Here is a 24,346-nt window from a genome sequence, read left to right on the forward strand (position 1 = left end):
AGGCGCTCTGTCACATGATGGACCTGCCGGTCAGCGACGTGACCGCCGCCGCCAAGGACCTGTTGGCGCAAACTCAGAAATAGGACGTCCCATGCCGCAGACCTTCGACCTCATCGTCAAGGGCGGGGAGGTGGTGAACCACGCTGGCCGCGGTCTGGCCGACGTGGGCGTGCGGGACGGCAAGATCGTCGAGATCGGCGACCTCTCCCAGGCCTCCGCAGGCAAGGTGTTCGACGCCAAGGGCCTGACTGTGCTGCCGGGCGTCATCGACACCCAGGTCCACTTCCGCGAGCCTGGCCTGGAGTGGAAGGAAGACCTGGAGAGCGGCTCGCGCGGCGCCGTGCTTGGCGGCGTGGTCGCCGTCTTCGAGATGCCCAACACCGAGCCCACCACCACCGACGCCGACGCGCTCGCCGACAAGCTGGCCCGCGCCAAGGGCCGCATGCACTGCGACCACGCCTTCTATGTGGGCGGCACGCATGAGAACGCGCAGTTCCTGGGCGAGCTGGAGCGGCTGCCGGGCTGCTGCGGGGTCAAGGTGTTCATGGGCGCATCCACCGGCACCTTGCTGGTGCAGGACGACGAGGGGGTCGAGCAGGTGCTGCGCCACGTCAACCGCCGCGCGGCCTTCCACTCCGAGGACGAATACCGTTTGGCCGAGCGCCGGCCGCTGGCCCGCACCGGCGACTGGACCAGCCACGAGGAGGTGCGCGACGCCGCCTCGGCGCTGGAATCCACCCACCGCCTGGTGCGCATCGCCAAGGCGCTCGGCAAGCGGATCCACGTCCTGCACGTCACCACGGCCGAGGAGATGACCTTCTTGTCCGGCCACAAGGACGTGGCCAGCGTCGAGGTCACGCCCCAGCACCTGACCCTCACCGCGCCGGAGGCCTATGAGCGGCTGAAGGGCTACGCCCAGATGAACCCGCCGATCCGCAACGCCTATCACCAGGCGGGCCTTTGGCACGGCGTCGCCGCCGGGGTCGCCGACGTGCTGGGCTCCGATCATTCGCCGCACACCAAGGAGGAGAAGGCCCGGCCCTATCCCGCCTCGCCGTCCGGCATGCCCGGCGTGCAGACCCTGGTGCCGCTGATGCTGACCCACGTGGCGGAGGGTCGGCTTAGCCTGGAGCGCTTCGTCGACCTGACCAGCCATGGCGCCAACCGTATCTTCGGTATGGCCGATAAGGGTCGGCTGGCGGTGGGCTACGACGCCGACATCACCATCGTCGACCTGAAGGCCCGCCGGACTCTCACCCACGAGATGATGGCCAACCGCGCCGGCTGGACCGCCTTCGACGGCTTCGAGGTCACCGGTTGGCCCAAGGCCACCATCATCCGCGGCGAGGTGGTCATGCGCGACGACGAGGTGGTCGCCGAGGGCCGCGGCGAGCCGGTGCGCTTCGCCGAGACCCTGGCGGGCTAGTTTCTCTCGAAGACTGTCGAATCCCCGGTATCTCAAACTCACGCGTGAGTGAGATCCTTCGCGTATCGGCCGACCATGAGCCCCTGAATCGGCGAGCCCTTGGCGATGAGCGTCGGACGCAGGCGACGGTAGAGCCGAGCGTAGTTGTAGAACGGAACGCTTGGCCAGAGGTGATGCATCAGGTGCAGGTTCTGCTGGAGCAACAGGATCGTTCCCCCCGACCAAAGGCTGATGCGTGTGTTGAGATAGCGTTCCGTCTGATCGAACGGATGATGGGGCAGCCAGGAAAAACAGATCTGCAGAATCAGGCCGGCCACGCGGCTCGGTATGAACAGCAGGAACAGCCAGTCCAGCACATGGCCGGTCGGAACCGACGCCGCCAGGAGCACCAGGACGCTCACGGACACTGCAGACGCTTGGAGCATTTCGCTGCCCATCAGCATTTTGTCGATCTCGCGGTGCTGAGCCGGCGCGACGTATTTGAGGACGAACGGCGGCACGAGTGACATCGGAACGAAGACCAGCCACTTGGCCACAAGCTGACCGAGCGTCCCCTTTACGTGGATGTCCGGGTCCTTGTCGGTGTTGGTGTGCGCGTGATGCAGGACGTGACCGCGCATCAGCATCGGCCAGTTGAAACTGAGACCCAGCGCGCCGACCCAACCGACCAACGTGTTGAGCCAGCGAAGCTTGGCGAAGCCCGGCGCCAGATTGCCGTGAATGCTTTCATGGACCAGCGTGTAGTGCGCATAGGACGTGAAGGTCAGGACCGCCGCGCAGACCCAAAGCGGCAGGATGCGCGCCAGGCCCAGTCCGACAATGGTCCATTGGGCGATCGGAAGGGCGACCGCCATCGCGAGGGTCGGCCAGGCGACCGCGGGCGACAACGCCTTGGCGCACGCCTTCTCGTCCGCCGGCGACAATGCAGACAGAACTGCTTGATCAGACATCGTGCTTGCTCGCTGTCAGGCGCTAGGACCGATCACCGCGAACGGTACTCACCACCACGCGCGACATTGTCGGCCCGGCCGCCGCTCCACCACCGCAGCAGGTGACAACAAGTCGTCTTTTCGTGACAATGCCCGGCCATGCACCCGCCGCGCACACCCATCGACTGGCAATCCCCGGGAATTCACCCCACCCAGGCGCGGTTGGTCCTCATCTTGCTCGAACGTGCGGGCGTTCCGGTTGATGACGTCCTCGCCGAGGTCGGAGTCTGTGTGGCCGACCTTGAATCTGCGGTCGGGCTCGTGCCTTTCGGTGTGCTGCGGCGGTTGATCCTGGCGCTTCCGCCGCAGTCGCGCGAGGGGTTTGGTCTGGAGCTTGGCGAGCTTGCCCCGTCAACCGTCCATGGGCCGCTGGGTGTCGCCATGGCCGCGAGCGCGACGCTCGACGAGGCGCTGCGAAGTCTCGCAGACTTCGGCGGCCCCCGCCTCAGCGCCGGGCGCTTCCGCTACCGGTTGGCCCGGGACTTTGGCGACATGGAATTCATCGAGAGCTTCGAATACGAGGACATGCGCCTCATTGTCCTGGAGTCCACCGCCATGCAGGTGGGCAAGATGATCACCGCCGTTGTGGGCCGGACGCCCGAAGGGACGGTGTTCCAGTTTCCCTACCCGCCGCCGCCGTGGGCCGACCGGTACGGCGCGTGCTTTCCGGGCGCGATCGAATATGGCGCGACAGCGCTTCGCATCCGGACACCTCGCGCGGCGCTTGCTGCGCGATGCCTGGCTGCCGACGCCAAGGCTCGAGCGGCGGCGTTGCGGGAGTGCCAGCAGGAGGTCTGGGAGGTCGACTTCGGCTCGAGCGGCGACATCGCCTCGCTCATCAGAAGTCGCCTCGCGGAGGCGGGCGACGCATATCCAACCCTGGAGGCGGTCGCCGCATCGCTCGCGGTTTCGCCACGAACCTTGATCCGGCGGCTGAAAGTTGAAGGACTACGCTATCAGGGGCTGGTCGATGAGGCCCGCACCGCTGTGGCATGCTGGCGGCTTGCCAACACGGCGGGCCCCGTCGAACAGATCGCCGCGGATCTTGGCTTTCACGACACGTCGAATTTCAGCCGAACCTTCCGACGGTGGCGCGGTATGACGCCATCTCAGTACAGATCGAGCCTGCGCAGCAGCCAGGCGCCTCCGGCGTAGAGGGCGTCGCATGATCGCCACGGGATGACGCGCGCAGTTGTCTGCGCCGCCCTGGCGCCCGCCGAGCGGCTCTACCTCCAACGCAGGCTGGCGAGCCTCGCCTCGGGCGGCTAAGCCTAGGGGATGGACGCCGCCCTCGACCTTTCCACCGCCCCGTTCCGTGACGCCCGCTACGCCCCGCGCGCCCTTGCCGTGGAGGCCCGGCCGAACGGCGAGCTGATCCTGACCAATCCGACGCCGTTCTCCACGGCCTTCACCACCATGACCCAGGCCCTGGATCGCTGGGCCGCTGAAGCGCCGTCACGGACCTGGCTGGCCGAGCGGTCGGGCGAGGGCTGGCGCGAACTTAGCTACGCCGAGGCCGCCCAGGCCGTGGCCGCCCTGGCCGGAGGGCTGCGCGAACTGGGCGTCGTCGGGACCCGTCCGCTGCTGATCCTGGCGCGCAACGGGATCGACCATGCGTTGATCAAGTACGCCGCCATGAGCCAGGGCATGCCGGTGGCCCCGGTCTCGCCGCAGTACGGGCTGCCGGGGGCGAACCTGGCGCGGCTGGCCCACGCGGTGGAGGTGCTGAACCCCGCCGCGGTCTACACCGAGGACGCCGCGCTGTTCGGCGAGGCCCTGGCAGCGCCGTTCCTGGCCGGCCTGCCGGTGATCGCCGGCGCCAACGCCCGGCCCGGGGACGCCGAGTTTGGACGCTTGATCAGATGCTCCCCGGCGCCAGCCACGGCCCGGGCCGACGACCACGCCAAGTACCTGCTGACCTCGGGGTCGACCGGCCTGCCCAAGGCGGTGATCTGCCTGCATCGGAACATCGCGGTCAATTCGGCCCAGATCGCCGCCTGCTTCGCCGACGACGAGCCGCCGGTGATGGTCAATTCCGCGCCCTGGAGCCACAGCCTGGGGGCCAATTCGATCCTGCACATGGCCGCCCATCGCGGCGGGACGGTCTATGTCGACGCCGGGCAGCCGACCTCGGGGCGGTTTGGCGAGACGGTCAGAAATTTGAAAGAAATATCAACAACTTACCACAATATGGTGCCCGCGGGCTGGATGCTGCTGGCCGGGGAGCTGGAGCGTGACGCCGAGCTGGCGGCGACCTTCTTCGCCAAGGTTCGGGTGCTGCAGTACGGCGGCGCGGCGCTGGGCCAGGACTTCTGCGACCGCATCCAGGCGATCGCCGTGGCCACGGTGGGCGAGAAGATCAGCTTCGCGTCGGGCTATGGGGCGACGGAAACCGGTCCCACGGCCTGCAACGTCCACTGGCCCAACGACCGCATGGGGATGATCGGGCTGCCAGTCCCGGGAACCTCGGTGAGGCTGGTCCCCGAGGCCGGCAAGCTGGAGTTCCGGGTCAAGGGACCGCAGGTCACCTCCGGCTATCTGGACCGCCCGGAGCTGTCGGCTCAGAGCTTCGACGAGGACGGCTTCTACAAGCTGGGCGACGCCGCCCGCTTCGTGGACGAGGCCGATCCCACCCGCGGGATGATCTATGACGGCCGGCTGTCGGAGAACTTCAAGCTGGCCAGCGGCACCTTCGTGGGGGTGGGCGACCTGCGGATTTCGGCGGTCGACGCGGTGGGCGACGCGGTCACCGACGCGGTGGTCTGCGGCGAGGGCCGCGAGGGCGTCGGCCTGATGTTCTATCCCAACCCTAGCCTCGACCGCGCGGAGGTCGTCGAGGCCGTTCGGGCGGCGATCGCGCGGCTCAATGCCCGGGCCAAGGGCGCCGGGGGCAAGATCCGGCGCGCCCTGGTGCTGGACGGTCCGCCGGACGCCGGAGCCGGAGAGATCACCGACAAGGGCTATATCGCCCAGGCGCTGGCCCGGTCCCGTCGAGCCGAGACCGTCGAGGCGCTGTTCGCTGAGTCGCCGGGAGACGGGGTGATGACCTTCCCCTGAGGCCGGACTAGGCTGGCCAGACCGGACGCAGAACCGGCGCGGGAAGGAAGCCATGGGCGAGATCGTCAGCGGGGAGCGCAGGCTCTCGAGCGAGGCGTTGCAGGGCCGGGCGGCGCGGGCCGCAAGCGGCCTGGCGTCCCTGGGCGTCAGACCCGGCGACCTGATCGCCATCTACCTGCGCAACGACCTGGCCTTCTTCGAGGCGAGCGGGGCCGCCAGCCTGCTGGGCGCCTATCCGACCCCGGTGAACTGGCACTACGCTCCGGCCGAGGCCCGCTACCTGTTCGAGAACTCCGGCGTCCGAGCCATCGTCATCCACGCCGACCTGGTCGAGGGGGTGCGCGAGGTCCTGCCGAAGGACGTTCCGGTCCTGGTGGCGGCCACCCCGCCCGAGATCGCCCAGGCCTATGGCCTCGACGAGGCGCCCGTGCCGCCGGGCATGACCGACTGGAGCGCCTGGCTGGAGGGCTTCGAGCCCTATGACGGCCCGCCGGCCGCCCCGCCGGGGACCATCATCTACACCTCCGGCACCACCGGAAATCCCAAGGGCGTACGCCGACACCCCCCGACCCCCGAACAGGCGGCGGTCACCGCCGGGATGCTGGCCCGCGCCTTCGGCTTCGCCGACTGGATGGACCGGCCGGCGGAGGTCGTGACCGTGGTCACCGGGCCGATGTACCACTCCGCGCCCAACGCCTACGGCATGGTGATGGCGGGACTGGGGGGCAAGGTGGTCCTGGAGGCGCGGTTCGACCCCGAAGAGCTGCTGGGGATGATCGAGGCCCATCGGGTCACCCACCTGCACATGGTGCCGATCATGTTCAACCGGCTGCTGAAGCTGCCCGACGACGTGCGCGGCCGCTACGATCTCAGCTCGCTCAAGTTCGTGGTCCATGCCGCCGCGCCCTGTCCGGCGCCGATCAAGCGGGCGATGATCGAGTGGTGGGGGCCAGTGATCAACGAGTACTACGGGGCGACCGAGACCGGCGCGGTGGTGTTCTGCGACTCGCAGGAATGGCTGGCCCATCCCGGAACCGTCGGTCGCGCCATGCCGGGCTCCGACGTGCGGGTGATCGACGCGGAGGGAAACAGCCTGCCGCCCGGCGAGATCGGCGAGGTGGTGGCCCGCACGGCGGGCATCGCCGACTTCACCTATCATGGCGACGACGCCAAGCGAGCGGCGTCCGAGAAGATCGGCCTGATCGCGCCCGGCGACATCGGCTACTTGGACGCTGACGGCTTCCTCTATCTGTGCGACCGCGCCAAGGACATGATCATCTCCGGCGGGGCCAACATCTATCCCGCCGAGATCGAGGCCGAGCTGCACAAGATGCCCGGCGTCGCCGACTGCGGGGTGTTCGGCATTCCCGACGAGGAGTTCGGCGAGGCGGTCTGCGCCGTGGTCCAGCTCTCCCCCGACGCAGACCTCACTGAGGGCGAGGTTCGGGCCTATCTGCGCGAGCGGATGGCGGGCTACAAGGTCCCCAAGCGCGTCGATTTCCATGCCGAACTGCCCCGCGAGGACTCGGGGAAGATCTTCAAGCGGAAGCTGCGCGAGCCGTTCTGGGAAGGCCTCGACCGGCGCATCTGAGTGTAAGCCAAGGACCATCCATGAACGGCGCCGACGCCCTGATCGAGACCCTGGTGGCCAACGAGGTCACCGCCTGCTTCGCCAATCCCGGCACCAGCGAGATGCAGTTCGTCAGCGCGCTGGACCGCCAGCCGGCCATGCGTCCGGTGCTGTGCCTGTTCGAGGGCGTGGCGACCGGCGCGGCCGACGGCTACGGCAGGATGGCCGGCAAGCCCGCCTGCACCCTGCTGCACCTGGGTCCCGGCTACGGCAACGGCCTGGCCAACCTGCACAATGCGAGGCGCGGCTTCACGCCGATCGTCAACGTGATCGGCGACCACGCCACCTATCACCGCCAGTACGACGCGCCGCTCAATTCCGACATCCCGACCATCGTCGGCCCCAACTCGCTGTGGGTGAAGTCGGCCGACACGCCAGAGAGCGTGGCCGCGATCACCGCCGAGGCGGTCACCGCCAGCTATGGCCCCCCGGGCGGCCCGGTCAGCCTGATCCTGCCCGCCGACTCCGCCTGGCTGGAGGCGACCACCAAGCCGGTGAAGGCGGACGTCCCGGTGCGCGCCGCGCCGTCGGCTGACGCCGTCGACACCACGGCCAAGGCCCTGAAGGCCGCCGCCAAGCCGGTGCTGCTGCTGGGCAGCCAGGCGACCAGCGCCGCGGCGCTGGCCCAGGCCAGCCGCCTGGCGGCCGCCGGCTACCGCGTGCTCACCGACACCTTCATCGCCCGCCAGCCGCGCGGGGCGGGGATCTTTCAGCCCGGCCGCATGCAGTATTTCGGCGAGGCGGCCCTGGCCGATCTCGCGGGCGTCGACCTGATGATCTATGTGGGCACGGTCATTCCCGTCGCCTTCTTCGCCTATCCCGACCGGCCCAGCGTCCTGGTCCCGGAAGGCTGTGAGACGCTCACCCTTTCCACCCGCCAGGAAGACTCGGTCGCGGCGCTCACCGCCCTGGCCGACGCCCTGGGCGCCCCGGCCTCGGGTCCGGTCCAACCGCTGAAGGTGGCCGAGGCCTCGCCCACCGGCCAGCTCACCCCGCAATCGGCTGGCCTCTCCATCGCCCGCCACCTGCCGGAAGGCGCAGTGATCTGCGACGACTCGGTGACCTCCGGCGGCGGGGTCGCCGTGCCCTGCGGCACCGCCCAGCCGCACGACGTCCTGGCGCTGACCGGCGGGGCCATCGGGGTCGGCATGCCGCTGGCCATCGGGGCCGGCGTGGCCGCGCCGGACAGCAAGATCGTGTCGCTGAACGGCGACGGGGCGGGCATGTACACGGTCCAGAGCCTGTGGACCATGGCGCGCGAGAACCTGGACGTGACCGTGGTGGTGTTCGCCAACCACAGCTACCGCATCCTCAATATCGAGATGGGCCGCACCGGCGCCGGCAATCCCGGCCCCTCGGCCTCCAAGCTGCTGGACCTGGGAAACCCCAGGATCGACTGGGTGTCCCTGGCCAAGGGCCTGGGCCTCCCGGCCGTGCGCTGCACCACCGCCGAAGAGTTCGACGCCGCCTTCGCCCGGGCCATGAACGAGCCGGGGCCGAAGTTCATCGAGGCGGCGATCTAGGGGCGCCTGCTCGTCGCTCGCTAGGACAGGCTGTCGTCCAGCCTATCCAGGGCGATCTCGATGATGGATCGCAGCTCGGGCACAAAGGGGCTGGGATAGCGACTCAGAGAGCGCAGCAGGACGAAGTGTTCGAGCCATCGGCTCTGTTCGGACGGGAATTCGCCGTAGCCGTCCAGGAAGGCGCTTAGCCTGTCCCCGTCACCTGGGCGGTCCGCGCCATAGCGGGCGCCGGGAAAGGCTTCGGAGAAGACGAGGCAGAGATCGAACACCACAGGCGCGACCCAGACATCCGCCGGCTTGTCGAACAGCACGATCTCGCCGCCGCGGACCAAAGCATTGTTGAGGTGAAGGTCGCCGTGAGTGAGGACGAACGAGTCCGGATCGAGCGACAGCAGCGAGGCCAGGCGGTGTTCCGCCTTATCCAGGAGGCTTTGCGGCAAGTCCGTGCCGATGCTGTGGTGACGATCGATCGCCTCGCGGATCCGCGCCGCGATGAACTCACGCCAGATCGCAGGGACGGCATCGCCTTGCTCGTCCAGGACCTTGAAACTGTCGGACCGGATCCAGTGAAGTGCGCTTACGGCGGCGCCCCAGCGTCGGCATAGGGCTGGGGACGGCGACCCGCCGATGGTCGGCGAACCTTGGACATACTCCAACAGGAGCTGGTCGGACCCGAGGCCAGGCCAGTCTTCCAGGTGCAGGCTCGGGATGCCGTTTTGCCGAAGGATTTGATGGAACCGGCGCTCGGCCGCCGCCTCGCGTGGCCGATGCTGCTTGAGGACCCACAGTCTTCCGGCGGCGCGTACAAGCTCGACCGTTGCGCCCCCGCCGCCGCCGGAAAGCGGCCCCAGCACCTCGAATTCCAACCCATTCATCTCCCGGAGGTTCGGCGGTCAGGCGCCATGGGTCAAGGTTCGGTGAACCGTTCGCCCGATGCTGCGGTGAACGCACGCGGGCGGGCCCCGAATGCTGCGCTTCAATAGGCCGGTCGAGTTACAACGACGCGACGACCTCTCCGGCTTCGCTTTTCTATGGCGCCCCGCGACCCTATCCTGGTGCGAATGGAGGCTGCCGCATGTGCCGTAATATCAAGACTCTCTACAATTTCGAGCCGGCCGCGACGGACGACGAGGTCCGCGCCGCCTCGCTTCAATTCGTGCGCAAGCTGAGCGGCTTCAATACGCCGTCCAAGGCCAATGCGGCGGCGTTCAACGCCGCGGTCGAGGAGGTGTTCCTGGCGGGCCGCCGCCTGTTGGGCTCCCTGGAGACCAACGCACCACCGCGGGATCGCGAGACCGAGGCGGAGAAGGCCAAACGCCGCTCCGCGGAGCGGTTCGGCCATCGCGCCCCGGCCTGACGGCTGGATCCTGGCCAATCCAACGGATGCCAGTCCCTAGGCGGGCGGGCGCCTAGCCCCGCGTTTCGAGCGCCAAACCATGAAGGCAGCCGCCGCGAGGATGGCGATCCAGCCGGCCACGAGGGTCTTAAGCAGCGTCCCGGCCTCCATCGTGAGCATCAGAATGTCCACGTTTCCGGTGTTCCAGAACACCCACTCGCCGGCTACGGCGGTGGCCAGCAGCCGGTCGCCGGACTCCAGCACGATGACGCCGTCCCCGGTGTCGGGATCGAGTCGCGCCGAGGTGTTGATCGCCGGATCGTTGCTGCCGTCGTGGCCGATGATGAAGTCTCCGCGGTTGTTGGGCGCGTAGAGCACCGTGCCCAAGCCCCAGATGTCGGCTCCGAATTGGGCGGCGTGCGGCTGGCGCATGGTCTTCAGGGTCTGCGCGCTCAGCACCCCCCGGCCGACGGGTTGGCCGCTCGGCCCCGGCCAGTGCGCCTGCAGGAAGCGGGTCATGTCGGCGGCCGAGGTGTAGAGCGAGGCCGCGGCGCGCGCGGTGAACCGATAGTGGATCGCCGGGTCGCCATCCACATCATAGAAGCCCGCCAGGTTCGCGGCCTTGTCCGCATCGACGTCGAAGGTGGAGCGCTTCATGCCGAGCGGCGCCAGCACCCGCTGTTTCATGTAGGCGTTGAAGTCCTGGCCGGAGACCTCCTCGATGATCAGTTGCAGCAGCGTGTAGCCGCCGCCGGAATATTCGAACCCGCTACCCGGCTCTATGCCGACCCGCACCACCCCCTCGGCGTTCGGGGAGGCGTCGGCGGCGCGCGTCAGGGAGGCTTCGATCGACTGGACCGGCCGGCCCGGCGCGAATCCGCCATAGCCGAGGCCGTCGGTCAGCCCCGCCGTGTGGCTGAGCAGCCGGCGGACCGTCACCTGGCGGTTGTCGAACTCGCTCGGCGGCAAAGACCACCGGGTCAGGTAGGTCGACACCGGCGCATCCAGATCGAGCTTTCCGTCCTGGACCAGGGTCATCACGCCCCAGGCGGTCACCCATTTGCTCATCGAGGCGACCTGAAAGAGCGTGTCGGCGTCGACCGGCTGGTCCGCCGAGCGGAAATGGGTGTCGGAGACTTGTCCGCCCTCGATCAGGACAAAGGCGAGCGCGCCGGGTCGAGCGGTTTCAATCCTGGTGACCGCGGCCTTCATGAGGGCTTTCGCATCGCCCGCCGGCGCCAGCGGCCTCCGCCACCACCCCTCCAGGGTCCCGGCTACAACAACGCCGGTCCACGCCAGGAGGAGCAGTATCGCGGTCAAGACGATCCGGGAAATCGGTCCCATGCGGTGTGCTCCAGGACGACGGTGACGCGACGAGAGGTTGGGGCGTAAGCGGCACTATACCCATTCTCATGACGTTTCTGGACCGCGCGGATGGGTGGGTTGGACCTCGCCAGCGGCCCGGGAGCCGTCTCGACCGCTGTTGACCTGCACAGGGGATCGCGCACCATCATCCTGTGGGCTCTCGTCCTGGCGGGCGCCTTCTCGCGCAAGTCGCGGCCATCCGCCGCCTGATCGCAACGCTCAATCAATTTTGCACTGCGGTATTGATTTTTGCTGCGTCGCACCATAGATCGCATCCGTCGAAAGGATACGATCATGCTCTTCGCCGATTTCGAGAACGCCGGAAGCCAGGTGGCCGTCTATCACGCGGTCCGGGACTTCGCGCGCAAGCTGCTCGCCCGCCTTGGCGCCAAGGGCCTTGCCCAATACGCCTGAGGCCAGCCTTCGCCGGCCCATGAAAAAGGCCCGCGGGGAAACCCGCGGGCCTTTCTCGTTTCGAAGGCGGTGGACGCCTAGATATTGCCCGGCAGCTTGCAGTCCTTGGTCAGGGCGCAGCCGACGGCGTTGAGCGCGTCGAGGGTCTCGGGCTGGTATTCCATGATGTAGCCCTTCAGGCCGTCCGAGCAGGCCACCTCGAAGTAGCCGGTGCCCTTGGCGGTGCGGCCGATGAAGCGGGTGGCGGACACCTCGCACTCCATCTTGCCCAGCTTCTTGAGGTCGGCGGTGACCGTCTTGTAGCCGGCCTCCGGCTTGGTGAAGCTGCAGCGGTAGCCGGCGATCGGGGCGCGGGCGCAGTCGATCACCTGGGGCTTGTCCTTGGGACCGCCGAACACGCCGACGCCGCCGTCGGGACGGTTGGAGCAGGCCAGCTCGACGATGTCCTTGCCCGCCGCCGCCGGGAACGGCGCGTACTTGGAGACGTCGCAGTTGAAGTTCGCGGCCTTGGCCAGACGGGTGTAGAGGCCGTTCTGCTCGGTGACGGCTTCCTTGGCGTCGGTGAGCGTGCAGCCGCCCATCATCATGGTGGCCTTGGAGCACTCGATCGCCTGGGTGAACTTGCCGCCGTCGATCTTGTACATGTAGCCCTTGCCGTCGGTGCAGGCGGCTTCAAAGAACGTCGAGCCGCTCTGCGACACGCCGACGTACTTCTTGTCCTTGATGGTGCAGCCGTTGGCGGCGACGGCGACGTAGGCGTCGATCACCGTCAGGCGGGCGGCCTTGTCGCGCAGGGTGCACTTAATGTTGCTCTCGGACTCGTCGTACAGCAGGCAGTCGGTGGCCTCGACGGGCTTGGCCGCGTCGACCGGGGCGCTGGCCTTGACGATGAAGCCCTGGGCCGAGCCCTGGCAGGCCACTTCCAGATAGGTGGCGGTGGCGGTCTGGCCGATGCCGCGGACCTGTTCGGGCACGCACTGGGCCTTGCCGGCGGCCAGCAGCGGGGCGAGGTCGGACTTCGGATCGGCGTTGCCGGCCAGCTTGCAGGGCAGGCTGGAGGGCTTGCCGTCCGCCTGGGGCGTGTTGGCCTCGATGCAGGTGAACACCGATGGGGCGCCGGCCGACGGGGCCGAGACGATGAAGCCCAGGCCCTGGTCGCAGTCGATCTCGTAATAGCTGATGGAGGTCTTGGCCTTCTTGTCGTCAGTCTTGCCGATGAAGCGGGCGTCGGTGACGCTGCAGGCCACGCCGGCGGTCTTGGCCAGGGCGGGCGCCTCGGCCATGCCCTGGGTCCGCGCCTTTTCGTCGATCCCCGCGGCCTTCTTGCCCTGCGAGACGGCCTCGGGCGCGAGCGCCAGAACGGCCAACACGGCGGCCAGCGCGATTCCGAATGACCTCATGGTCCTCATACTCCTGGGTGTTCCCTCTGGGGGCGACATAAACCTTAGGGCCGTCAAAGGGCAAGCGCGGCGTGAACCGCGAGTGAACGTCTGCGATGAGGGTTTGATCCGGCGGGCCGCACGTCGGAAACTAGGCGCCTTGCGATGAGGAGGGCGGCGCCGTGCGCGACGGTTTTGAAGACACGATCACAGAGGCGCCGAAGCCCAGGCTCCAGTACCCGTTCGAGCACGGCCCCAAGTCCGGCGAGGCGATCGAGATCGCCCCGGGGGTGAGGTGGCTGCGGATGCCGCTGGGCGGCTCCCTGGCCTTCATCAATGTCTGGGCCATCGAGGAGGAGGGCGGCTGGGCCATCGTCGACACCGGCATGGGCGGGTCCGACACCCAGCAGGCCTGGCGCAAGGCTTTCGCCGAGAGCCTGGGCGGCCGGCCGGTCACGCGCGTCTTCGTGACGCACATGCATCCCGACCATATCGGCATGGCCGGCTGGCTGACCCGCAAGTTCCAGTGCCGGCTGTGGATCAGCCGGCTGGAATTCCTGATGTGCCGTTCGCTGGCCGCCGACACCGGGCGCGAGGCGCCGGCCGACGCGCTCAGCTTCTACAAGGCCGCCGGCTGGGACGAGGAGGCGCTGGAGAACTACCGCGCCAAGTTCGGCGGTTTCGGCCGGGCGCTGCACGCCCTGCCCGACAGCTTCCAGCGGATGAGCGATGGCGACGAGATCACCATCGGCGGGCGGCTGTGGCGCGTGGTGGTCGGATCGGGCCATTCGCCCGAGCACGCCTGCCTGTGGTGCCCGGAGCTGAAGCTGTTCATCTCGGGCGACCAGGTGCTGCCGAAGATCTCGTCCAATGTCTCGGTCTTCCCGACCGAGCCCCATGGCGACCCGCTGACCGACTGGCTGACCTCGCTGGCCGCGATCAAGGACCAGGTGCCCGACGACGTGCTGGTGCTGCCGGCGCACAACGACCCCTTCCACGGCCTGCACGCCAGGCTGGACCACCTGATCGCCGGGCACGAGCGCGGGCTGACGCGGCTGACGCGGCTGCTGGCCGAGCCCAAGCGGGCGGTGGACGTCTTCCCCGCCCTGTTCCGGCGCAAGATCGACCAGTGGGTGCTGGGCCTGGCCACCGGCGAGAGCCTGGCCCATCTCAACTGCCTGATGGCCCGCGGCCAGGCGAGCGCCCACACCGACGAGGCCGGCGTCATCTGGTATCGGGCCGTGGCCTAGCGTCGAGAGGCGGCGTGACGGAGGGGGTTGCAGCCCGCAAACAAGAGTCAAAGTCCCCCTCGGCCATCTGGTGAAGGACGGCGCGCAGGCTCCGTGCGAAAACCGGATGAAGCGCCTTTCACGCCGCGCGGCGGCGGCGTAGATGTACGCTGTAAGCCCTTGGAGCGCAGATCATGACCGACCACATCCTCATCGAAAAATCCGGCGGCGTGCTGACGCTCACCATGAACCGGCCGGAGAAGAAGAACGCGCTCACGCGGGCCATGTACCAGGCCCTGGGCGACGCCATCGACCAGGCCGAGTTCGACAACGACGTGCGCTGCGTGCTGATCCAGGCCAATGGCGACATGTTCACCGCCGGCAACGACCTCTCCGACTTCGCCGCGGTCAATTCGGGCGATTCCAGCGCCAACGAGGCGCGGCGCGACGGCAATCCGCTGCTGGCCGCCCTGGCGCGGGCCAAGACCCCGCTGGTGGCCGCGGTCAACGGCCGCGCGGTGGGCGTGGGGACCACCATGCTGATGCATTGCGACCTGGTCTATGTGGCCGAGAACGCCCTGCTGACCACGCCCTTCGTCAACCTGGCCCTGGTGCCGGAGGCGGCCTCCAGCATCACCCTGCCGAGCCGCATCGGCCATGCGCGGGCGTTCGCGATGTTCGTGCTGGGCGAGGCGGTGGACGCGAAGAAGGCCGTGGACTGGGGGATCGCCAACGAGGTGGTCCCGCTGGACGGCCTGCGCGCCAAGGCGCTGAAGGCGGCCCAAGCGGTGGCTGCCCGCCCGCCGGCCGCGGTGGTCATCACCAAGGCCCTGATGCGCGAAGGCCTCGGCGTCGCCGAGCGGATGGACGAGGAGGGCCGCCACTTCGCCGCCCAGCTCAACTCGCCGGAAGCCAAGGAGGCCATCCCCGCCTTCGCCGAGAAGCGCGCCCCCGATTTCAGCCCAAAGCTCTCCGGGGTGGCCTGATGATCCGCTCCCGCTTCGGCGCCTTCACCCCCGCCCGCATCGTGGCCGGGGATCATGACCTGTCGGGCCGCAACGTCATCGTCACCGGCGGGGCCAGCGGCATCGGGGTCGAGACCGCCCGGGCGCTCGCCGGGGCGGGGGCCGACGTCATGCTGGCCGTCCGCGACCGGGTGGCGGGCGAACGCGTGGCGGGTGAGATCAACCAATCCATCGGCGCCGACCGGGTGCTGGCCGGGACGCTCGACCTGGCCAGCCTGGGCTCGGTGGGCTCGTTCGTGGACGCCTGGGGCGACCAGCCGCTGGACATCCTGATCAACAACGCCGGCGTCATGGCCTCGCCCCTGCTGCACACCGCCGAGGACCTGGAGCTGCAGATCGGCACCAACCATTTCGGCCATTTCGTGCTGACCATGGGGCTGACGCGGGCGCTGATGAACGCCGCCGAGGACGAGCGTACGGCCCGCGTGGTGCAGCTTTCCTCCATCGGCCACCGGCGCAGCGACATCCACTGGGACGACCCGCACTATCGCTCGCGGCCCTACGACAAGTGGGAGGCCTACGGCCAGTCCAAGACCGCCAACTCGCTGTTCGCCGTGGGCTTCAACGCGCGCTTCGAGGAGCATGGGATCACCGCCAACGCGGTCATGCCGGGCGGGATCATGACCCCGCTGCAGCGCTATCTCCCAAAGGAGGAGATGGTGGCCATGGGCTGGATGGACGCCGAGGGCAATGTCCGCGAGGGCTTCAAGACCACCGAGCAGGGCGCCTCCACCAGCGTCTGGGCCGCGGTGGGCGAGGAGCTGGAGGGGATCGGCGGCCTCTATCTGGAAGACTGCAAGGAGGCCGGGCCCTGGACCAAGGCGGACCCGGCGCACGGGGTCATGCCCCACGCCCTGGACCCTGAATCGGCCGAACGCCTCTGGGCGCTGTCGGAAGAAACCACCGGAGTGAAGCTATGAGCCTGCAAGGCAAGACCCTGTTCGTCACCGGCGCCAGCCGCGGCATCGGCCTGGCCATCGCCCTGCGCGCCGCGCGCGACGGCGCCAATATCGCCATCGCCGCCAAGACCGCCGAGCCGCATCCGAAGCTGCCGGGGACCATCTACACGGCGGCCAAGGAGATCGAGGAGGCCGGCGGCCAGGCGCTGCCGCTGATCGTCGACGTGCGCGACGAGGCCAGCGTCTATGACGCCGTGCAGAAGACCGTCGAACGGTTCGGGGGGATCGACATCTGCGTCAACAACGCCTCGGCCATCTCGATGACCGGCACGCTGGCCACCGACATGAAGCGCTACGACCTGATGAACCAGGTCAATGCGCGCGGGACCTATCTCACCTCCAAGGCCTGCATCCCGCACCTGAAGAACGCCGCCAATCCGCACGTGCTGATGCTTTCGCCGCCGCTGGACATGTCGGCCCGCTGGTTCGAGGGCCACACGGCCTACACCATGGCCAAGTTCGGGATGAGCATGTGCGTGCTGGGCATGGCGGCGGAGTTCAAGGCCGACGGGATCGCCTTCAACGCGCTCTGGCCGCGCACCGGCATCGCCACGGCGGCGATCCGCTTCGCCCTGGCTGGGGACGAAGGCATGAAGCAGTGCCGCACACCCGAGATCATGGCCGACGCCGCCCACGCCATCTTCGAGAAGCCCGCCCGCGCGTTCAGCGGCAACTTCCTGATCGACGACAGCTTCCTCTACGCCGAGGGCGAGCGGGACTTCGACAAGTACCGGGTCGACCCGACCACTCGGCTGATGCCGGACTTCTTCGTCCCCGCCGACAGCGTCCCGCCGCCGGGGGTGGTGGTCGGCTAGGCTCTGGGCTTCTTCGGCGCCTTGGACCGCGCCGCGGCGTCGACAGCCTTGCCGGCCCACTCGGCCAGGGCGTCGGGGTCCTCCAGGGCCTCCAGCGGGGCGGCGCAATAGCTCATCGGCTTGTCGCCGCCGAACGGCCGGAACGGCTCGCAACCGGCCGCCGCGAATTCCGCGCGGCTCAGGTCGTCGACCTTCAGAAAGAGGGTGTCCTCGGCGATCAGGGCGAAGAACAGGCCATGCCGCGACAGGCCGACCCCGCCGAACATCCGCCGGTGGGTGATCCCGCCCATCGGCTCGAGCTGCTCCAGGACGTAGGCGAGATAGTCGGGGGACACGGCCAAGATGTTGCGCTCCGAGGGCTCGTTGCGAATATAGGGTCATGACCGTCATAATCCGACCCGCCGTTCCCGCCGACGCCGCCCTGATCCATGGCTTCGTCCGCGCCCTCGCCGACTATGAGAAGCTGCTGCACGAAGTGGAGGCCAGCCAGGCCGACCTCGCCGGCCACCTGTTCGCGGACAATCCGCGCCTCTACTGCGACATCGCCGAGGCGGACGGCGAGCCGGTGGGCTTCGCCATCTGGTTCTACAACTACTCGACCTTCCGGGGCCGGCACGGGATCTATCTGGAGGACCTGTTCGTGGTCCCGCAGGCCCGGGGCCTGGGGGCCGGCAAGGCCCTGCTGAGCCGGCTGGCCCAGCGTTGCGAGGAGCAGGGGCTGGCGCGGCTGGAATGGGCGGTGCTGGACTGGAACGCGCCCTCGATCGCCTTCTATGACAGCCTCGGCGCCACGGCCCAGACCGACTGGATCGTCCGCCGGCTGACCGGCGAGCCGCTCAAGGCGATGGCGGCGGGCTAGAGCTTCAGGCCAAAGCGGGGCCCCAGCCAGGTCATGGCCAGATAGAGGGCGATGGTGAGCGCGCAGCCCGCGGCCAACGCCGCCCAGAACGGGACGCCCTTGCGCAGCAGGGCCGGGATCAGCAGGAACATCGGCAGGGACGGCAGGACGAACCAGAAGGTGGCCTCCGCGTGGGCGGCCATCCTCGGGGTGTCGCCCGTGTCGCGCCACAGCCAGATCATGCCGAGGATCGAGACCAGGGGCAGGGAAGCGATCAGGGCGCCGAAACCAGGACTGCGCTTGGCGACTTCGGAAACCGCGGCGATGATGAGCCCTGAGAGCAGCGCCTTGACGACCAGATAGACCACGACGCGAACCTCCAGTGAGGTGCTAACCTCACCGTGTTCGCAACCGCTAAGCAAGGTCGGAGCCGCCATGAGCGCACCGCCCAAGACCGTACTCACCGCCACGCCTGAGGAGGCTGCCGCTATCCGCCAAGCGGCGCGGATCTCGGCTGACCGGGTGGTCGCCGGCCCGGAGCACGTGGAGGGCCTGCTGGCCCTGTTCTCCGATCCCCGGGTGTCGGATCCGATCTACGACCTGCCGCGGCCGTTCACGCCCGAGAGCGTGGCGAAGTGGGTGGCCGACAGCGAGGCCCTGCGCCAGGAGGGCCGCTGCATCCTCAGCGTCAACCTGGACGAGGCCGGTCAGGTGGCGGGCTATTCGCGGATCACCGTCTGGCCCGAACGGTCCTCGGCGGAGCTCGCCGGGGCGGCGCGGGCCGATCGCCAGAACAGCGGCCACGGCCGGGAAGGCGTGGCGCGGTCCATCGCCTGGATGTTCGAGGTGCTGGGGGTGCGGCTGATCGGCCTGACCGCGGCCCTGGACAATGTCCGCTCGGCCAAGGCCATCGACGGGGCGGGCTTCAAGCGGATGGGCGAGGTCGAGAGCGTGCGCCCGGACGGCACGACGCGGCGCTCGATCTACTGGGAGCTGTCACGGGACGCCTGGATGCGGCGGCACGTGCTGTAGCGTCCCATCCCTCCTCCTTGTGGGGAGGGCGGCTTGCGCAGCAAGCGAGGGTGGGGAAGCCTTGAGACGACATCGCGCGCCGCCGAACTTCCCCACCCTCGACCGCTAGGCGGTCTTCCCTCCCCACAAGGAGGTGGGAAAAAGGATCAGCTCGCGGTGGCGGGCTTGGGCGCCGTGGCGCCCGGCAGGACCGCGCGGCCCAGGTCGTAGAATTTCGGGGCCATCTTGGGGATGGCTTCCTTGATGATCGAGTCGACGGTCCAGCCCTCTTCCTTGGTCACGGTCTCGATGGGCCGCGGCTGCGAATAGAGGATGATGTTCTCGCCCGACGAGCCGAAGATCTGTCCCGAGACGCTGGCGGCGGCCGGGGAGACCATGGCCACGGAGAAGCGGGCCGGCTGGTCGGCGCGGATCTTCTCGGCCATCACCGCGCGACGGGCGGCGGCGGCTTCGTCCTTGATCGGCACCGACTGGGTCATGCGGGTCCAGGCGACCGGCGCCACGCAGTTGGAGCGCACATTGTTGCGCGCGCCTTCCATGGCGATGATCCGCGAGAGGCCGGCGATGCCCATCTTGGCCGCGCCGTAATTGGCCTGGCCGATGTTGCCGAACAGGCCCGAGGTCGAGGTGAAGAACATGTAGGCGCCGTCGTTCTGTTCGCGGAACAGCTCGATCGTGGCGCGGGCGACATTGAACGAGCCGCGCATGTGGACGGCGATGACGCTGTCCCACTCGGCTTCGGTCATCTTGTGGAACATCACGTCACGCAGGATGCCGGCGGGATTGATCACCGCATGCAGGCCGCCGAAGCTCTTCTTGGCCTGCTCGACCATGCCGTAGACGGCGTCCAGGTCGGTGACGCTGTCGGAATTGGAGACCGCTTCGCCGCCCGCGGCGCGGATCTCGGCGGCGACGGACTCGGCGGGGCCCGCCGAACCTTCGTCTTCGCCCTTGAGGCTGCCGCCCAGGTCGTTGACCACGACCTTCGCGCCTTCCTGCGCGGCGATCAGCGCGCAATCGCGGCCGATACCGTTGCCGCCTCCGGTGACAAGAACAACTTTGCCTGAAAGAGCGCCCATGGATCTATCTCCCTAAGAATAATGCTTGTTTGTTATTCGAGGCGGTCGGCCTTGCGCAAGGCGGGAAAGAGTTTGGCCCAGACGCCGGTGACGATCAACGCGCCAACCCCGCCGAAGACCGCCGCGCCCACCGGGCCGAAGAACCGCGCCACCACCCCGCTCTCGAATTCGCCGAGTTCGTTGGAGGCCCCGATGAACAGCGACGAGACCGCCGCCACCCGACCGCGCATGTGATCGGGCGTCACGATCTGCACCAGGGTCTGGCGCACATAGACGCTGAGCATGTCGGCCCCGCCCAGCACGGCGAGCGCCGCCACCGACAGGGGCAGGGATTTCGACAGGCCGAACACGATGGTGGCCGCGCCGAACACCGCCACGCCGGCGAACATGGTCACGCCCGCGAAGCGCCGGATCGGATAGCTGGCCAGGATGAAGGCGACGATCGTCGCTCCGATGGCCGGACCGGCGCGTAGCAGGCCGAAGCCTTCCGGCCCAACATGCAGCACGTCGCGGGCGAAGACCGGCAGCAGGGCCGTGGCGCCGCCCAGCAGCACGGCGAACAGGTCCAGCGAGATGGCCCCGAACACGATCTTGTTGCGCCAGGTATAGGCCAGCCCCTCCTTGATCAGCGCCCAGCGCGAGCCGGCCTGGACTTCGGGCTGGGCGTTTCCCTTGATCAGGAAGACGCAACCCGCCGCCAGCACGTAGAGGACGACGGTGACCGAGTAGGACAGGCCCGTGGAGTGGGTCAGGAGCAGGCCGCCGATGGCCGGGCCGACGATGGACCCGCCCTGCCAGGCCAGAGAGTTCCAGGCGATGGCGCGGGGCAGCAGGCTGCGCGGGACCAGCGTGGGGCCCAGCGCCGTGGAGGAAGGTCCCATGAAGGCGCGGCTGGCGCCGAACAGGGCCGACAGCACCAACAGCAGCGGGATCGAGGCGAAGTCGAGGATCGAGGCGGCCGCCAGGATCACCGCCGTGGCGATCTCGCCGGCGTAACACCACAGCAGCACCTTGCGCCGGTCGTGGCGGTCGGCGGTCTCGCCGGCGATGGGCGACAGCACCAGCACGGGGATGAAGGCCGCCAGGCCGATCATCCCGACATAGAAGGCCGCCTGCTTCACATCCATGGTCTCGCGGGCCACGGCGTACATCTGCCAGCCCAGCGCCACCGACTGGATCTGCACCCCCAGCGTCGCGGCCACCCTCGCCGCCCAGAAGCGCATGAAGTCGGCGTGCCGCAGAAGATCGCGGACGGCGGCGGGCTGGTCGTCGGGGAGGGTGTCGGTCATGGGGCCGGCAACTTGGCCGTAGAACGGGCGGGCGGCAATGGCGGCCGCGACCTCAAGCCGACGCTTCATGGCCAGCCTTCCAGCGGCGCGTAGGGCCCGGGCGTCGCGGGCCCAGCTGGATGACGTCCTTCAGGTATAGATTGTAAGTATGGATGGTTGTTTGGGCATTCTGCTCTTCAGAAGGTTGAATTTCTCAACATCGTCAGATATCTGCCTGCGACATTTTGTCATTTATGCCAATATCTCATAGTAAATTGACAATTAACTACAAATCATAACCCTACTTTATCTGGCCCCAGCCATTTCTCGCATCGAACAACCGCTACCAAACGATGCCTGATCAACCTGGAGAATCCACGAGATGAAGTTCACCGTTTTCGCCGCCGCCTCGGTCCTGACCGCCCTGATCGCCATGCCCGCCAGCGCGGCCGACGTCCGCGTTTCCAGCGCCCCGACCCCGGTGGTGCGCATCGCCCTCGCCGGCAAGACCGACGTGCAGATCAGCGCCGAGATCAAGGCCGCCGCGACCACCGTCTGCGGCAAGGCGCTCAGCGACTGCACCGCCGGCGCCATCCGTGACGCGAACGCCCAGCTCGCCTCCATCCATCGCGCCCACGCCCGGGCCGCCAACGCCACGCAGATCGACGTCGCCCGCGAAGACCCCAAGGCCGTGCGCGTGCCGGTCACCGGCCGTTCGCTGGTCCAGATCAACACCGACATCGACGCCGCGGCCAAGCTCGTGTGCAAGGGCCAGGACGCCACGGCGTTCCGCAGCTGCGTGGCCGGCGCGGTCCGTTCGGCCAAGGCGCAACTGCAGCAGATCGCCCAGGCGCCGCGTCCGGCCCAGGTGGCCTCGCGCTAAGCCCGCCAAGTCGGCTCTCGACTGACGGCCCGCCGGCGACGGCGGGCCGTTTCGCGTTCCGGCCCAGGCCCTGAACTCACAAGAACCGGGCGAATTGGTCGTTTGCCCCAGCCCGACCACCCGACCAACCTCCTGACAACCAAGGAGGGCCCATGACCCGCGATGACCTGATCGCCGCCTTCGCCGCCCACGCGGAGGCCGACCCCCGGGTGCTCGCGCTCCTGCTGGGCGGCAGCCTGGGCGCCGGGGGCGGCGACGCCTACAGCGACGCCGATCTGATCGTCGTCCTGGCGCCGGAGCATCACGGCGCCTTCGTCGAGCAGGTCCGGGCCTGGGCGGGCGAGATCGCCGCCCCGGTCCTCTGGCGCCAGGTCTATCCGGGGCTTCCCCTGTTCCACGCGATCACGCCCGGTTGGATCCGGTTCGACATCACCGTGACGGTCCCCGGCCGGGTGACCGGCGCGCGCGCCGGCCTGAAGCCGCTGTTCGACCGCGCCGGGGTCTGGGACGCCCTGCCGGAACGGATGGAGCCCAGGTCGATCGATCCGGCGAAGCTGGAGGCGATGATCGTGGAGTTCCTGCGGGTCATGGGCCTGCTGGTCGTGGGCATGGGACGCCGGGAGTACGTGCTGGGGATCACCGGCGTGGGCCTGCTGCGCGGCCTGCTCATCGAGCTGATGATCGCCGAGACCCGGCCGCCGCTGCCGCCCGGAGCCCTGCACCTGGCCGACATCCTGCCGCCCGCTGATATCGACACCCTGGCCGGGTTGCCCCACGCCGCCGCCGATCGGGCGTCGGTGATCGTAGCCAACCTTGTCCTGGCCGAGCTGTTCCTGCCCCGCGCGCGGGCGTTGGCGAGGCAGGTCGGGGCCGTCTGGCCCGACGCCTTCGAAGCCGCCACCCGCGCCCACCTGCGGCGCGATCTCGGGCTCGAGCTGCCGGAAGCGCTGCTAGCCGATTCCAATTGAGCAGAGGTTGGCGCCTGTCCCATTGGGGCATGAAGTCTCGGCCCGTGCGGCGAAAGCGTCGTTGACGGGGGGCTGTCATGGCCTTATGCGCCGCGTCTCTTGAAGTTTCCGGGATCGGTCTCATGCGACGACTGCGACGAACCGGGCGCGCGAGCCGCGCCGTCTAGAGCTCCCGGCGCCGGCGCATGTGATGCGAGGCGGCGGGCCCCTTGCCCACGCTTCACACAAAAAGTCGCAGATGATCGCCCAACCCTCCGCCGAACCGGCGCTTCGCTTCACTTTCGAACAATCCCAGCACGCCGAGGCCATCGAGGCCCTGCTGGACCACGCCTTCGGTCCCGGGCGCTTCACCAAGGTCTCCGAGCGAGTCCGTGAGATCGCCGAGTTCCGCCCGGACCTGTCGGTCTGCGCCTGGGACGGTGAGCGCCTGGTGGGCTCGGTGCGGATGTGGAAGGTCCATGTGGGCGCGGCCACGGTGCTCTTCCTGGGTCCGCTGGCCGTGGAGGCCGACGCGCGCAAGCACGGGACCGGCGGGCTGCTGGTCCAGCGCGCTGTCCAGGCCGCCGAGGCTGCCGGTTTCCCGGTGGTGCTGCTGGTCGGCGACGAGCCCTATTTCGGCCGCTTCGGTTTCACCGCCGCTCCGGCGCGGCAGGTTCGCATGCCGGGGCCCGTCGATCAGCGTCGGGTGCTGGCCCGTGGGGCCGAACTGCTGGCGGGTCCAGTCACGGCCTAGCTGGGCCTCAACCCGCCCCAGGGGCCCCGGGGACGAGGGTGGAGATCAGCATCTCCTCCAGCGCCCAGCATTCGTACGGCTTGGCCAGGGCCGGCACATGGGCGAACTGCGGCGTGATGCCGTCGATCCCGTAGCCGGTGGAGAATATGAACGGCACGTGCCGGTCGCTGAGCGCCTGGGCGATGGGATAGACCTTCTCGCCGCCCAGGTTGACGTCGAGGATGGCGCCGTCGAGCCGCAGGCCGTCGTCGCCGACCAGGGCGAGACCTCGCGAGACGGTGCCGGCCACGTCGACGACGACGCAGCCGAGGTCGCTCAGCATGGTTTCGATCATCAAGGCCACCATCGCCTCGTCCTCGACGACCAGAAGGCGCAGTCCTGCGAGGGCCGATCCCATG

General features: G+C 68.7%; 23 protein-coding genes and 1 pseudogene. 15 read left to right on the forward strand and 9 right to left on the reverse strand.

From position 1 onward, the window contains the following. The first annotated feature begins 91 nt into the window (after positions 1 to 91). Positions 92 to 1,426 (forward strand): dihydroorotase, encoded by a 1,335-nt coding sequence (locus tag Q8Q77_RS04895; protein WP_305581745.1) that lies wholly within the window; start codon positions 92 to 94, stop codon positions 1,424 to 1,426. A gap of 38 nt (positions 1,427 to 1,464) precedes the next feature. Here Q8Q77_RS04895 and Q8Q77_RS04900 read toward each other — a convergent pair whose 3' ends face one another. After that, on the reverse strand, positions 1,465 to 2,376 hold the full coding sequence (locus Q8Q77_RS04900; protein WP_305581747.1) for a fatty acid desaturase: 912 nt from the start codon (positions 2,374 to 2,376) through the stop codon (positions 1,465 to 1,467). 138 nt (positions 2,377 to 2,514) lie between these two features. Between Q8Q77_RS04900 and Q8Q77_RS04905 the strand changes: the two genes are divergently transcribed. From Q8Q77_RS04905 to Q8Q77_RS04920, 4 genes and pseudogenes are all read left to right on the forward strand, one after another. Further along, positions 2,515 to 3,570 carry an AraC family transcriptional regulator gene (locus Q8Q77_RS04905; RefSeq protein WP_305581749.1) on the forward strand — a complete coding sequence of 352 codons (1,056 nt, stop codon included), beginning with the start codon at positions 2,515 to 2,517 and terminating at the stop codon, positions 3,568 to 3,570. 123 nt (positions 3,571 to 3,693) lie between these two features. Beyond that, positions 3,694 to 5,472 (forward strand): feruloyl-CoA synthase, encoded by a 1,779-nt coding sequence (locus Q8Q77_RS04910; protein ID WP_305581751.1) that lies wholly within the window; start codon positions 3,694 to 3,696, stop codon positions 5,470 to 5,472. 40 nt (positions 5,473 to 5,512) lie between these two features. Beyond that, positions 5,513 to 7,063: pseudogene (locus Q8Q77_RS04915) on the forward strand (acyl-CoA synthetase); the annotation flags it as partial. A 20-nt stretch (positions 7,064 to 7,083) separates the two neighbouring features. Next, positions 7,084 to 8,625 (forward strand): acetolactate synthase large subunit, encoded by a 1,542-nt coding sequence (locus Q8Q77_RS04920; RefSeq protein ID WP_305581753.1) that lies wholly within the window; start codon positions 7,084 to 7,086, stop codon positions 8,623 to 8,625. A 20-nt stretch (positions 8,626 to 8,645) separates the two neighbouring features. On the opposite strand, the gene Q8Q77_RS04925 is transcribed toward Q8Q77_RS04920, so the two are convergent. Then, a complete protein-coding gene (locus Q8Q77_RS04925; protein ID WP_305581755.1) occupies positions 8,646 to 9,491 on the reverse strand; it encodes a phosphotransferase enzyme family protein in 846 nt (281 codons plus the stop codon). A gap of 209 nt (positions 9,492 to 9,700) precedes the next feature. On the opposite strand from Q8Q77_RS04925, the gene Q8Q77_RS04930 reads away from it, so the two are divergent. After that, positions 9,701 to 9,982, forward strand: a complete 282-nt coding sequence (locus Q8Q77_RS04930) for a DUF2277 domain-containing protein (RefSeq protein WP_305581757.1) — start codon at positions 9,701 to 9,703, stop codon at positions 9,980 to 9,982. A 36-nt stretch (positions 9,983 to 10,018) separates the two neighbouring features. Here the strand turns inward: Q8Q77_RS04930 and Q8Q77_RS04935 are convergent, their stop codons facing one another. After that, on the reverse strand, positions 10,019 to 11,173 hold the full coding sequence (locus Q8Q77_RS04935; protein ID WP_305581759.1) for a serine hydrolase: 1,155 nt from the start codon (positions 11,171 to 11,173) through the stop codon (positions 10,019 to 10,021). A gap of 644 nt (positions 11,174 to 11,817) precedes the next feature. Further along, on the reverse strand, positions 11,818 to 13,140 hold the full coding sequence (locus Q8Q77_RS04940) for a hypothetical protein (RefSeq protein ID WP_305581761.1): 1,323 nt from the start codon (positions 13,138 to 13,140) through the stop codon (positions 11,818 to 11,820). Between the two features lie 161 nt (positions 13,141 to 13,301). Here Q8Q77_RS04940 and Q8Q77_RS04945 point away from each other — a divergent pair, with 161 nt between their 5' ends. The 4 genes from Q8Q77_RS04945 (at position 13,302) to Q8Q77_RS04960 (ending at position 17,147) form a co-directional block, all read left to right on the forward strand. Continuing rightward, a complete protein-coding gene (locus Q8Q77_RS04945) occupies positions 13,302 to 14,369 on the forward strand; it encodes an MBL fold metallo-hydrolase (protein ID WP_305581763.1) in 1,068 nt (355 codons plus the stop codon). A gap of 173 nt (positions 14,370 to 14,542) precedes the next feature. Further along, positions 14,543 to 15,334, forward strand: a complete 792-nt coding sequence (locus Q8Q77_RS04950; RefSeq protein ID WP_305581765.1) for an enoyl-CoA hydratase-related protein — start codon at positions 14,543 to 14,545, stop codon at positions 15,332 to 15,334. Further along, the gene (locus Q8Q77_RS04955; RefSeq protein WP_305581767.1) at positions 15,334 to 16,293 is read left to right on the forward strand and encodes an oxidoreductase; all 960 of its coding nucleotides are present in this window, start codon (positions 15,334 to 15,336) and stop codon (positions 16,291 to 16,293) included. Before Q8Q77_RS04950 ends, Q8Q77_RS04955 begins: the two co-directional genes overlap by 1 nt. After that, positions 16,290 to 17,147 carry an NAD(P)-dependent oxidoreductase gene (locus Q8Q77_RS04960; protein WP_305581769.1) on the forward strand — a complete coding sequence of 286 codons (858 nt, stop codon included), beginning with the start codon at positions 16,290 to 16,292 and terminating at the stop codon, positions 17,145 to 17,147. The genes Q8Q77_RS04955 and Q8Q77_RS04960 overlap by 4 nt, the downstream gene beginning before the upstream one ends. Here Q8Q77_RS04960 and Q8Q77_RS04965 read toward each other — a convergent pair. Beyond that, positions 17,144 to 17,482, reverse strand: a complete 339-nt coding sequence (locus Q8Q77_RS04965; RefSeq protein ID WP_305581816.1) for a TfoX/Sxy family protein — start codon at positions 17,480 to 17,482, stop codon at positions 17,144 to 17,146. The genes Q8Q77_RS04960 and Q8Q77_RS04965 overlap by 4 nt on opposite strands. A 44-nt stretch (positions 17,483 to 17,526) precedes the next feature. Here Q8Q77_RS04965 and Q8Q77_RS04970 point away from each other — a divergent pair, with 44 nt between their 5' ends. Beyond that, the gene (locus tag Q8Q77_RS04970; RefSeq protein ID WP_305581771.1) at positions 17,527 to 18,006 is read left to right on the forward strand and encodes a GNAT family N-acetyltransferase; all 480 of its coding nucleotides are present in this window, start codon (positions 17,527 to 17,529) and stop codon (positions 18,004 to 18,006) included. On the opposite strand, the gene Q8Q77_RS04975 is transcribed toward Q8Q77_RS04970, so the two are convergent. Then, positions 18,003 to 18,353, reverse strand: a complete 351-nt coding sequence (locus Q8Q77_RS04975) for a DUF3147 family protein (RefSeq protein WP_305581773.1) — start codon at positions 18,351 to 18,353, stop codon at positions 18,003 to 18,005. The two genes, Q8Q77_RS04970 and Q8Q77_RS04975, sit on opposite strands and share 4 nt — an antisense overlap. Positions 18,354 to 18,420: 67 nt before the next feature. On the opposite strand from Q8Q77_RS04975, the gene Q8Q77_RS04980 reads away from it, so the two are divergent. Next, the gene (locus Q8Q77_RS04980) at positions 18,421 to 19,017 is read left to right on the forward strand and encodes a GNAT family N-acetyltransferase (RefSeq protein ID WP_305581776.1); all 597 of its coding nucleotides are present in this window, start codon (positions 18,421 to 18,423) and stop codon (positions 19,015 to 19,017) included. A gap of 146 nt (positions 19,018 to 19,163) precedes the next feature. On the opposite strand, the gene Q8Q77_RS04985 is transcribed toward Q8Q77_RS04980, so the two are convergent. Next, complete coding sequence (locus Q8Q77_RS04985; protein WP_305581778.1) at positions 19,164 to 20,096, reverse strand: SDR family NAD(P)-dependent oxidoreductase; 933 nt, start codon at positions 20,094 to 20,096, stop codon at positions 19,164 to 19,166. Between the two features lie 32 nt (positions 20,097 to 20,128). Then, entirely contained in the window at positions 20,129 to 21,385 is a 1,257-nt protein-coding gene (locus Q8Q77_RS04990) for an MFS transporter (RefSeq protein WP_305581818.1), read from the reverse strand. Between the two features lie 361 nt (positions 21,386 to 21,746). On the opposite strand from Q8Q77_RS04990, the gene Q8Q77_RS04995 reads away from it, so the two are divergent. The 3 genes from Q8Q77_RS04995 to Q8Q77_RS05005 all read left to right on the forward strand — a co-directional run bounded on the left by Q8Q77_RS04995 (position 21,747) and on the right by Q8Q77_RS05005 (position 23,948). Continuing rightward, entirely contained in the window at positions 21,747 to 22,247 is a 501-nt protein-coding gene (locus Q8Q77_RS04995; protein WP_305581780.1) for a hypothetical protein, read from the forward strand. Between the two features lie 152 nt (positions 22,248 to 22,399). Further along, positions 22,400 to 23,215, forward strand: coding sequence for a hypothetical protein (locus tag Q8Q77_RS05000; RefSeq protein WP_305581782.1), 816 nt, complete (start codon positions 22,400 to 22,402; stop codon positions 23,213 to 23,215). Between the two features lie 238 nt (positions 23,216 to 23,453). Next, complete coding sequence (locus Q8Q77_RS05005) at positions 23,454 to 23,948, forward strand: GNAT family N-acetyltransferase (protein ID WP_305581784.1); 495 nt, start codon at positions 23,454 to 23,456, stop codon at positions 23,946 to 23,948. A 7-nt stretch (positions 23,949 to 23,955) separates the two neighbouring features. Here Q8Q77_RS05005 and Q8Q77_RS05010 read toward each other — a convergent pair whose 3' ends face one another. Next, positions 23,956 to 24,345, reverse strand: a complete 390-nt coding sequence (locus tag Q8Q77_RS05010; protein WP_305581786.1) for a response regulator — start codon at positions 24,343 to 24,345, stop codon at positions 23,956 to 23,958. Between the last annotated feature and the right edge of the window lies 1 nt (position 24,346).

The sequence above is a fragment of the Phenylobacterium sp. genome (genome assembly GCF_030698145.1).
Taxonomy (GTDB): Bacteria; Pseudomonadota; Alphaproteobacteria; order Caulobacterales; family Caulobacteraceae; genus Phenylobacterium.

Bases quoted from the DNA above. Each gene is read 5' to 3' on its own strand.
- Q8Q77_RS04895 (WP_305581745.1), top strand. From the start codon at position 92: ATGCCGCAGACCTTCGACCTCATCGTCAAGGGCGGGGAGGTGGTGAAC.
- Q8Q77_RS04900 (WP_305581747.1), bottom strand. From the start codon at position 2,376: ATGTCTGATCAAGCAGTTCTGTCTGCATTGTCGCCGGCGGACGAGAAG.
- Q8Q77_RS04905 (WP_305581749.1), top strand. From the start codon at position 2,515: ATGCACCCGCCGCGCACACCCATCGACTGGCAATCCCCGGGAATTCAC.
- Q8Q77_RS04910 (WP_305581751.1), top strand. From the start codon at position 3,694: ATGGACGCCGCCCTCGACCTTTCCACCGCCCCGTTCCGTGACGCCCGC.
- Q8Q77_RS04920 (WP_305581753.1), top strand. From the start codon at position 7,084: ATGAACGGCGCCGACGCCCTGATCGAGACCCTGGTGGCCAACGAGGTC.
- Q8Q77_RS04930 (WP_305581757.1), top strand. From the start codon at position 9,701: ATGTGCCGTAATATCAAGACTCTCTACAATTTCGAGCCGGCCGCGACG.
- Q8Q77_RS04935 (WP_305581759.1), bottom strand. From the start codon at position 11,173: ATGAAGGCCGCGGTCACCAGGATTGAAACCGCTCGACCCGGCGCGCTC.
- Q8Q77_RS04940 (WP_305581761.1), bottom strand. From the start codon at position 13,140: ATGAGGTCATTCGGAATCGCGCTGGCCGCCGTGTTGGCCGTTCTGGCG.
- Q8Q77_RS04950 (WP_305581765.1), top strand. From the start codon at position 14,543: ATGACCGACCACATCCTCATCGAAAAATCCGGCGGCGTGCTGACGCTC.
- Q8Q77_RS04955 (WP_305581767.1), top strand. From the start codon at position 15,334: ATGATCCGCTCCCGCTTCGGCGCCTTCACCCCCGCCCGCATCGTGGCC.
- Q8Q77_RS04960 (WP_305581769.1), top strand. From the start codon at position 16,290: ATGAGCCTGCAAGGCAAGACCCTGTTCGTCACCGGCGCCAGCCGCGGC.
- Q8Q77_RS04970 (WP_305581771.1), top strand. From the start codon at position 17,527: ATGACCGTCATAATCCGACCCGCCGTTCCCGCCGACGCCGCCCTGATC.
- Q8Q77_RS04980 (WP_305581776.1), top strand. From the start codon at position 18,421: ATGAGCGCACCGCCCAAGACCGTACTCACCGCCACGCCTGAGGAGGCT.
- Q8Q77_RS04985 (WP_305581778.1), bottom strand. From the start codon at position 20,096: ATGGGCGCTCTTTCAGGCAAAGTTGTTCTTGTCACCGGAGGCGGCAAC.
- Q8Q77_RS04990 (WP_305581818.1), bottom strand. From the start codon at position 21,385: ATGACCGACACCCTCCCCGACGACCAGCCCGCCGCCGTCCGCGATCTT.
- Q8Q77_RS04995 (WP_305581780.1), top strand. From the start codon at position 21,747: ATGAAGTTCACCGTTTTCGCCGCCGCCTCGGTCCTGACCGCCCTGATC.
- Q8Q77_RS05000 (WP_305581782.1), top strand. From the start codon at position 22,400: ATGACCCGCGATGACCTGATCGCCGCCTTCGCCGCCCACGCGGAGGCC.
- Q8Q77_RS05005 (WP_305581784.1), top strand. From the start codon at position 23,454: ATGATCGCCCAACCCTCCGCCGAACCGGCGCTTCGCTTCACTTTCGAA.
- Q8Q77_RS05010 (WP_305581786.1), bottom strand. From the start codon at position 24,345: ATGGGATCGGCCCTCGCAGGACTGCGCCTTCTGGTCGTCGAGGACGAG.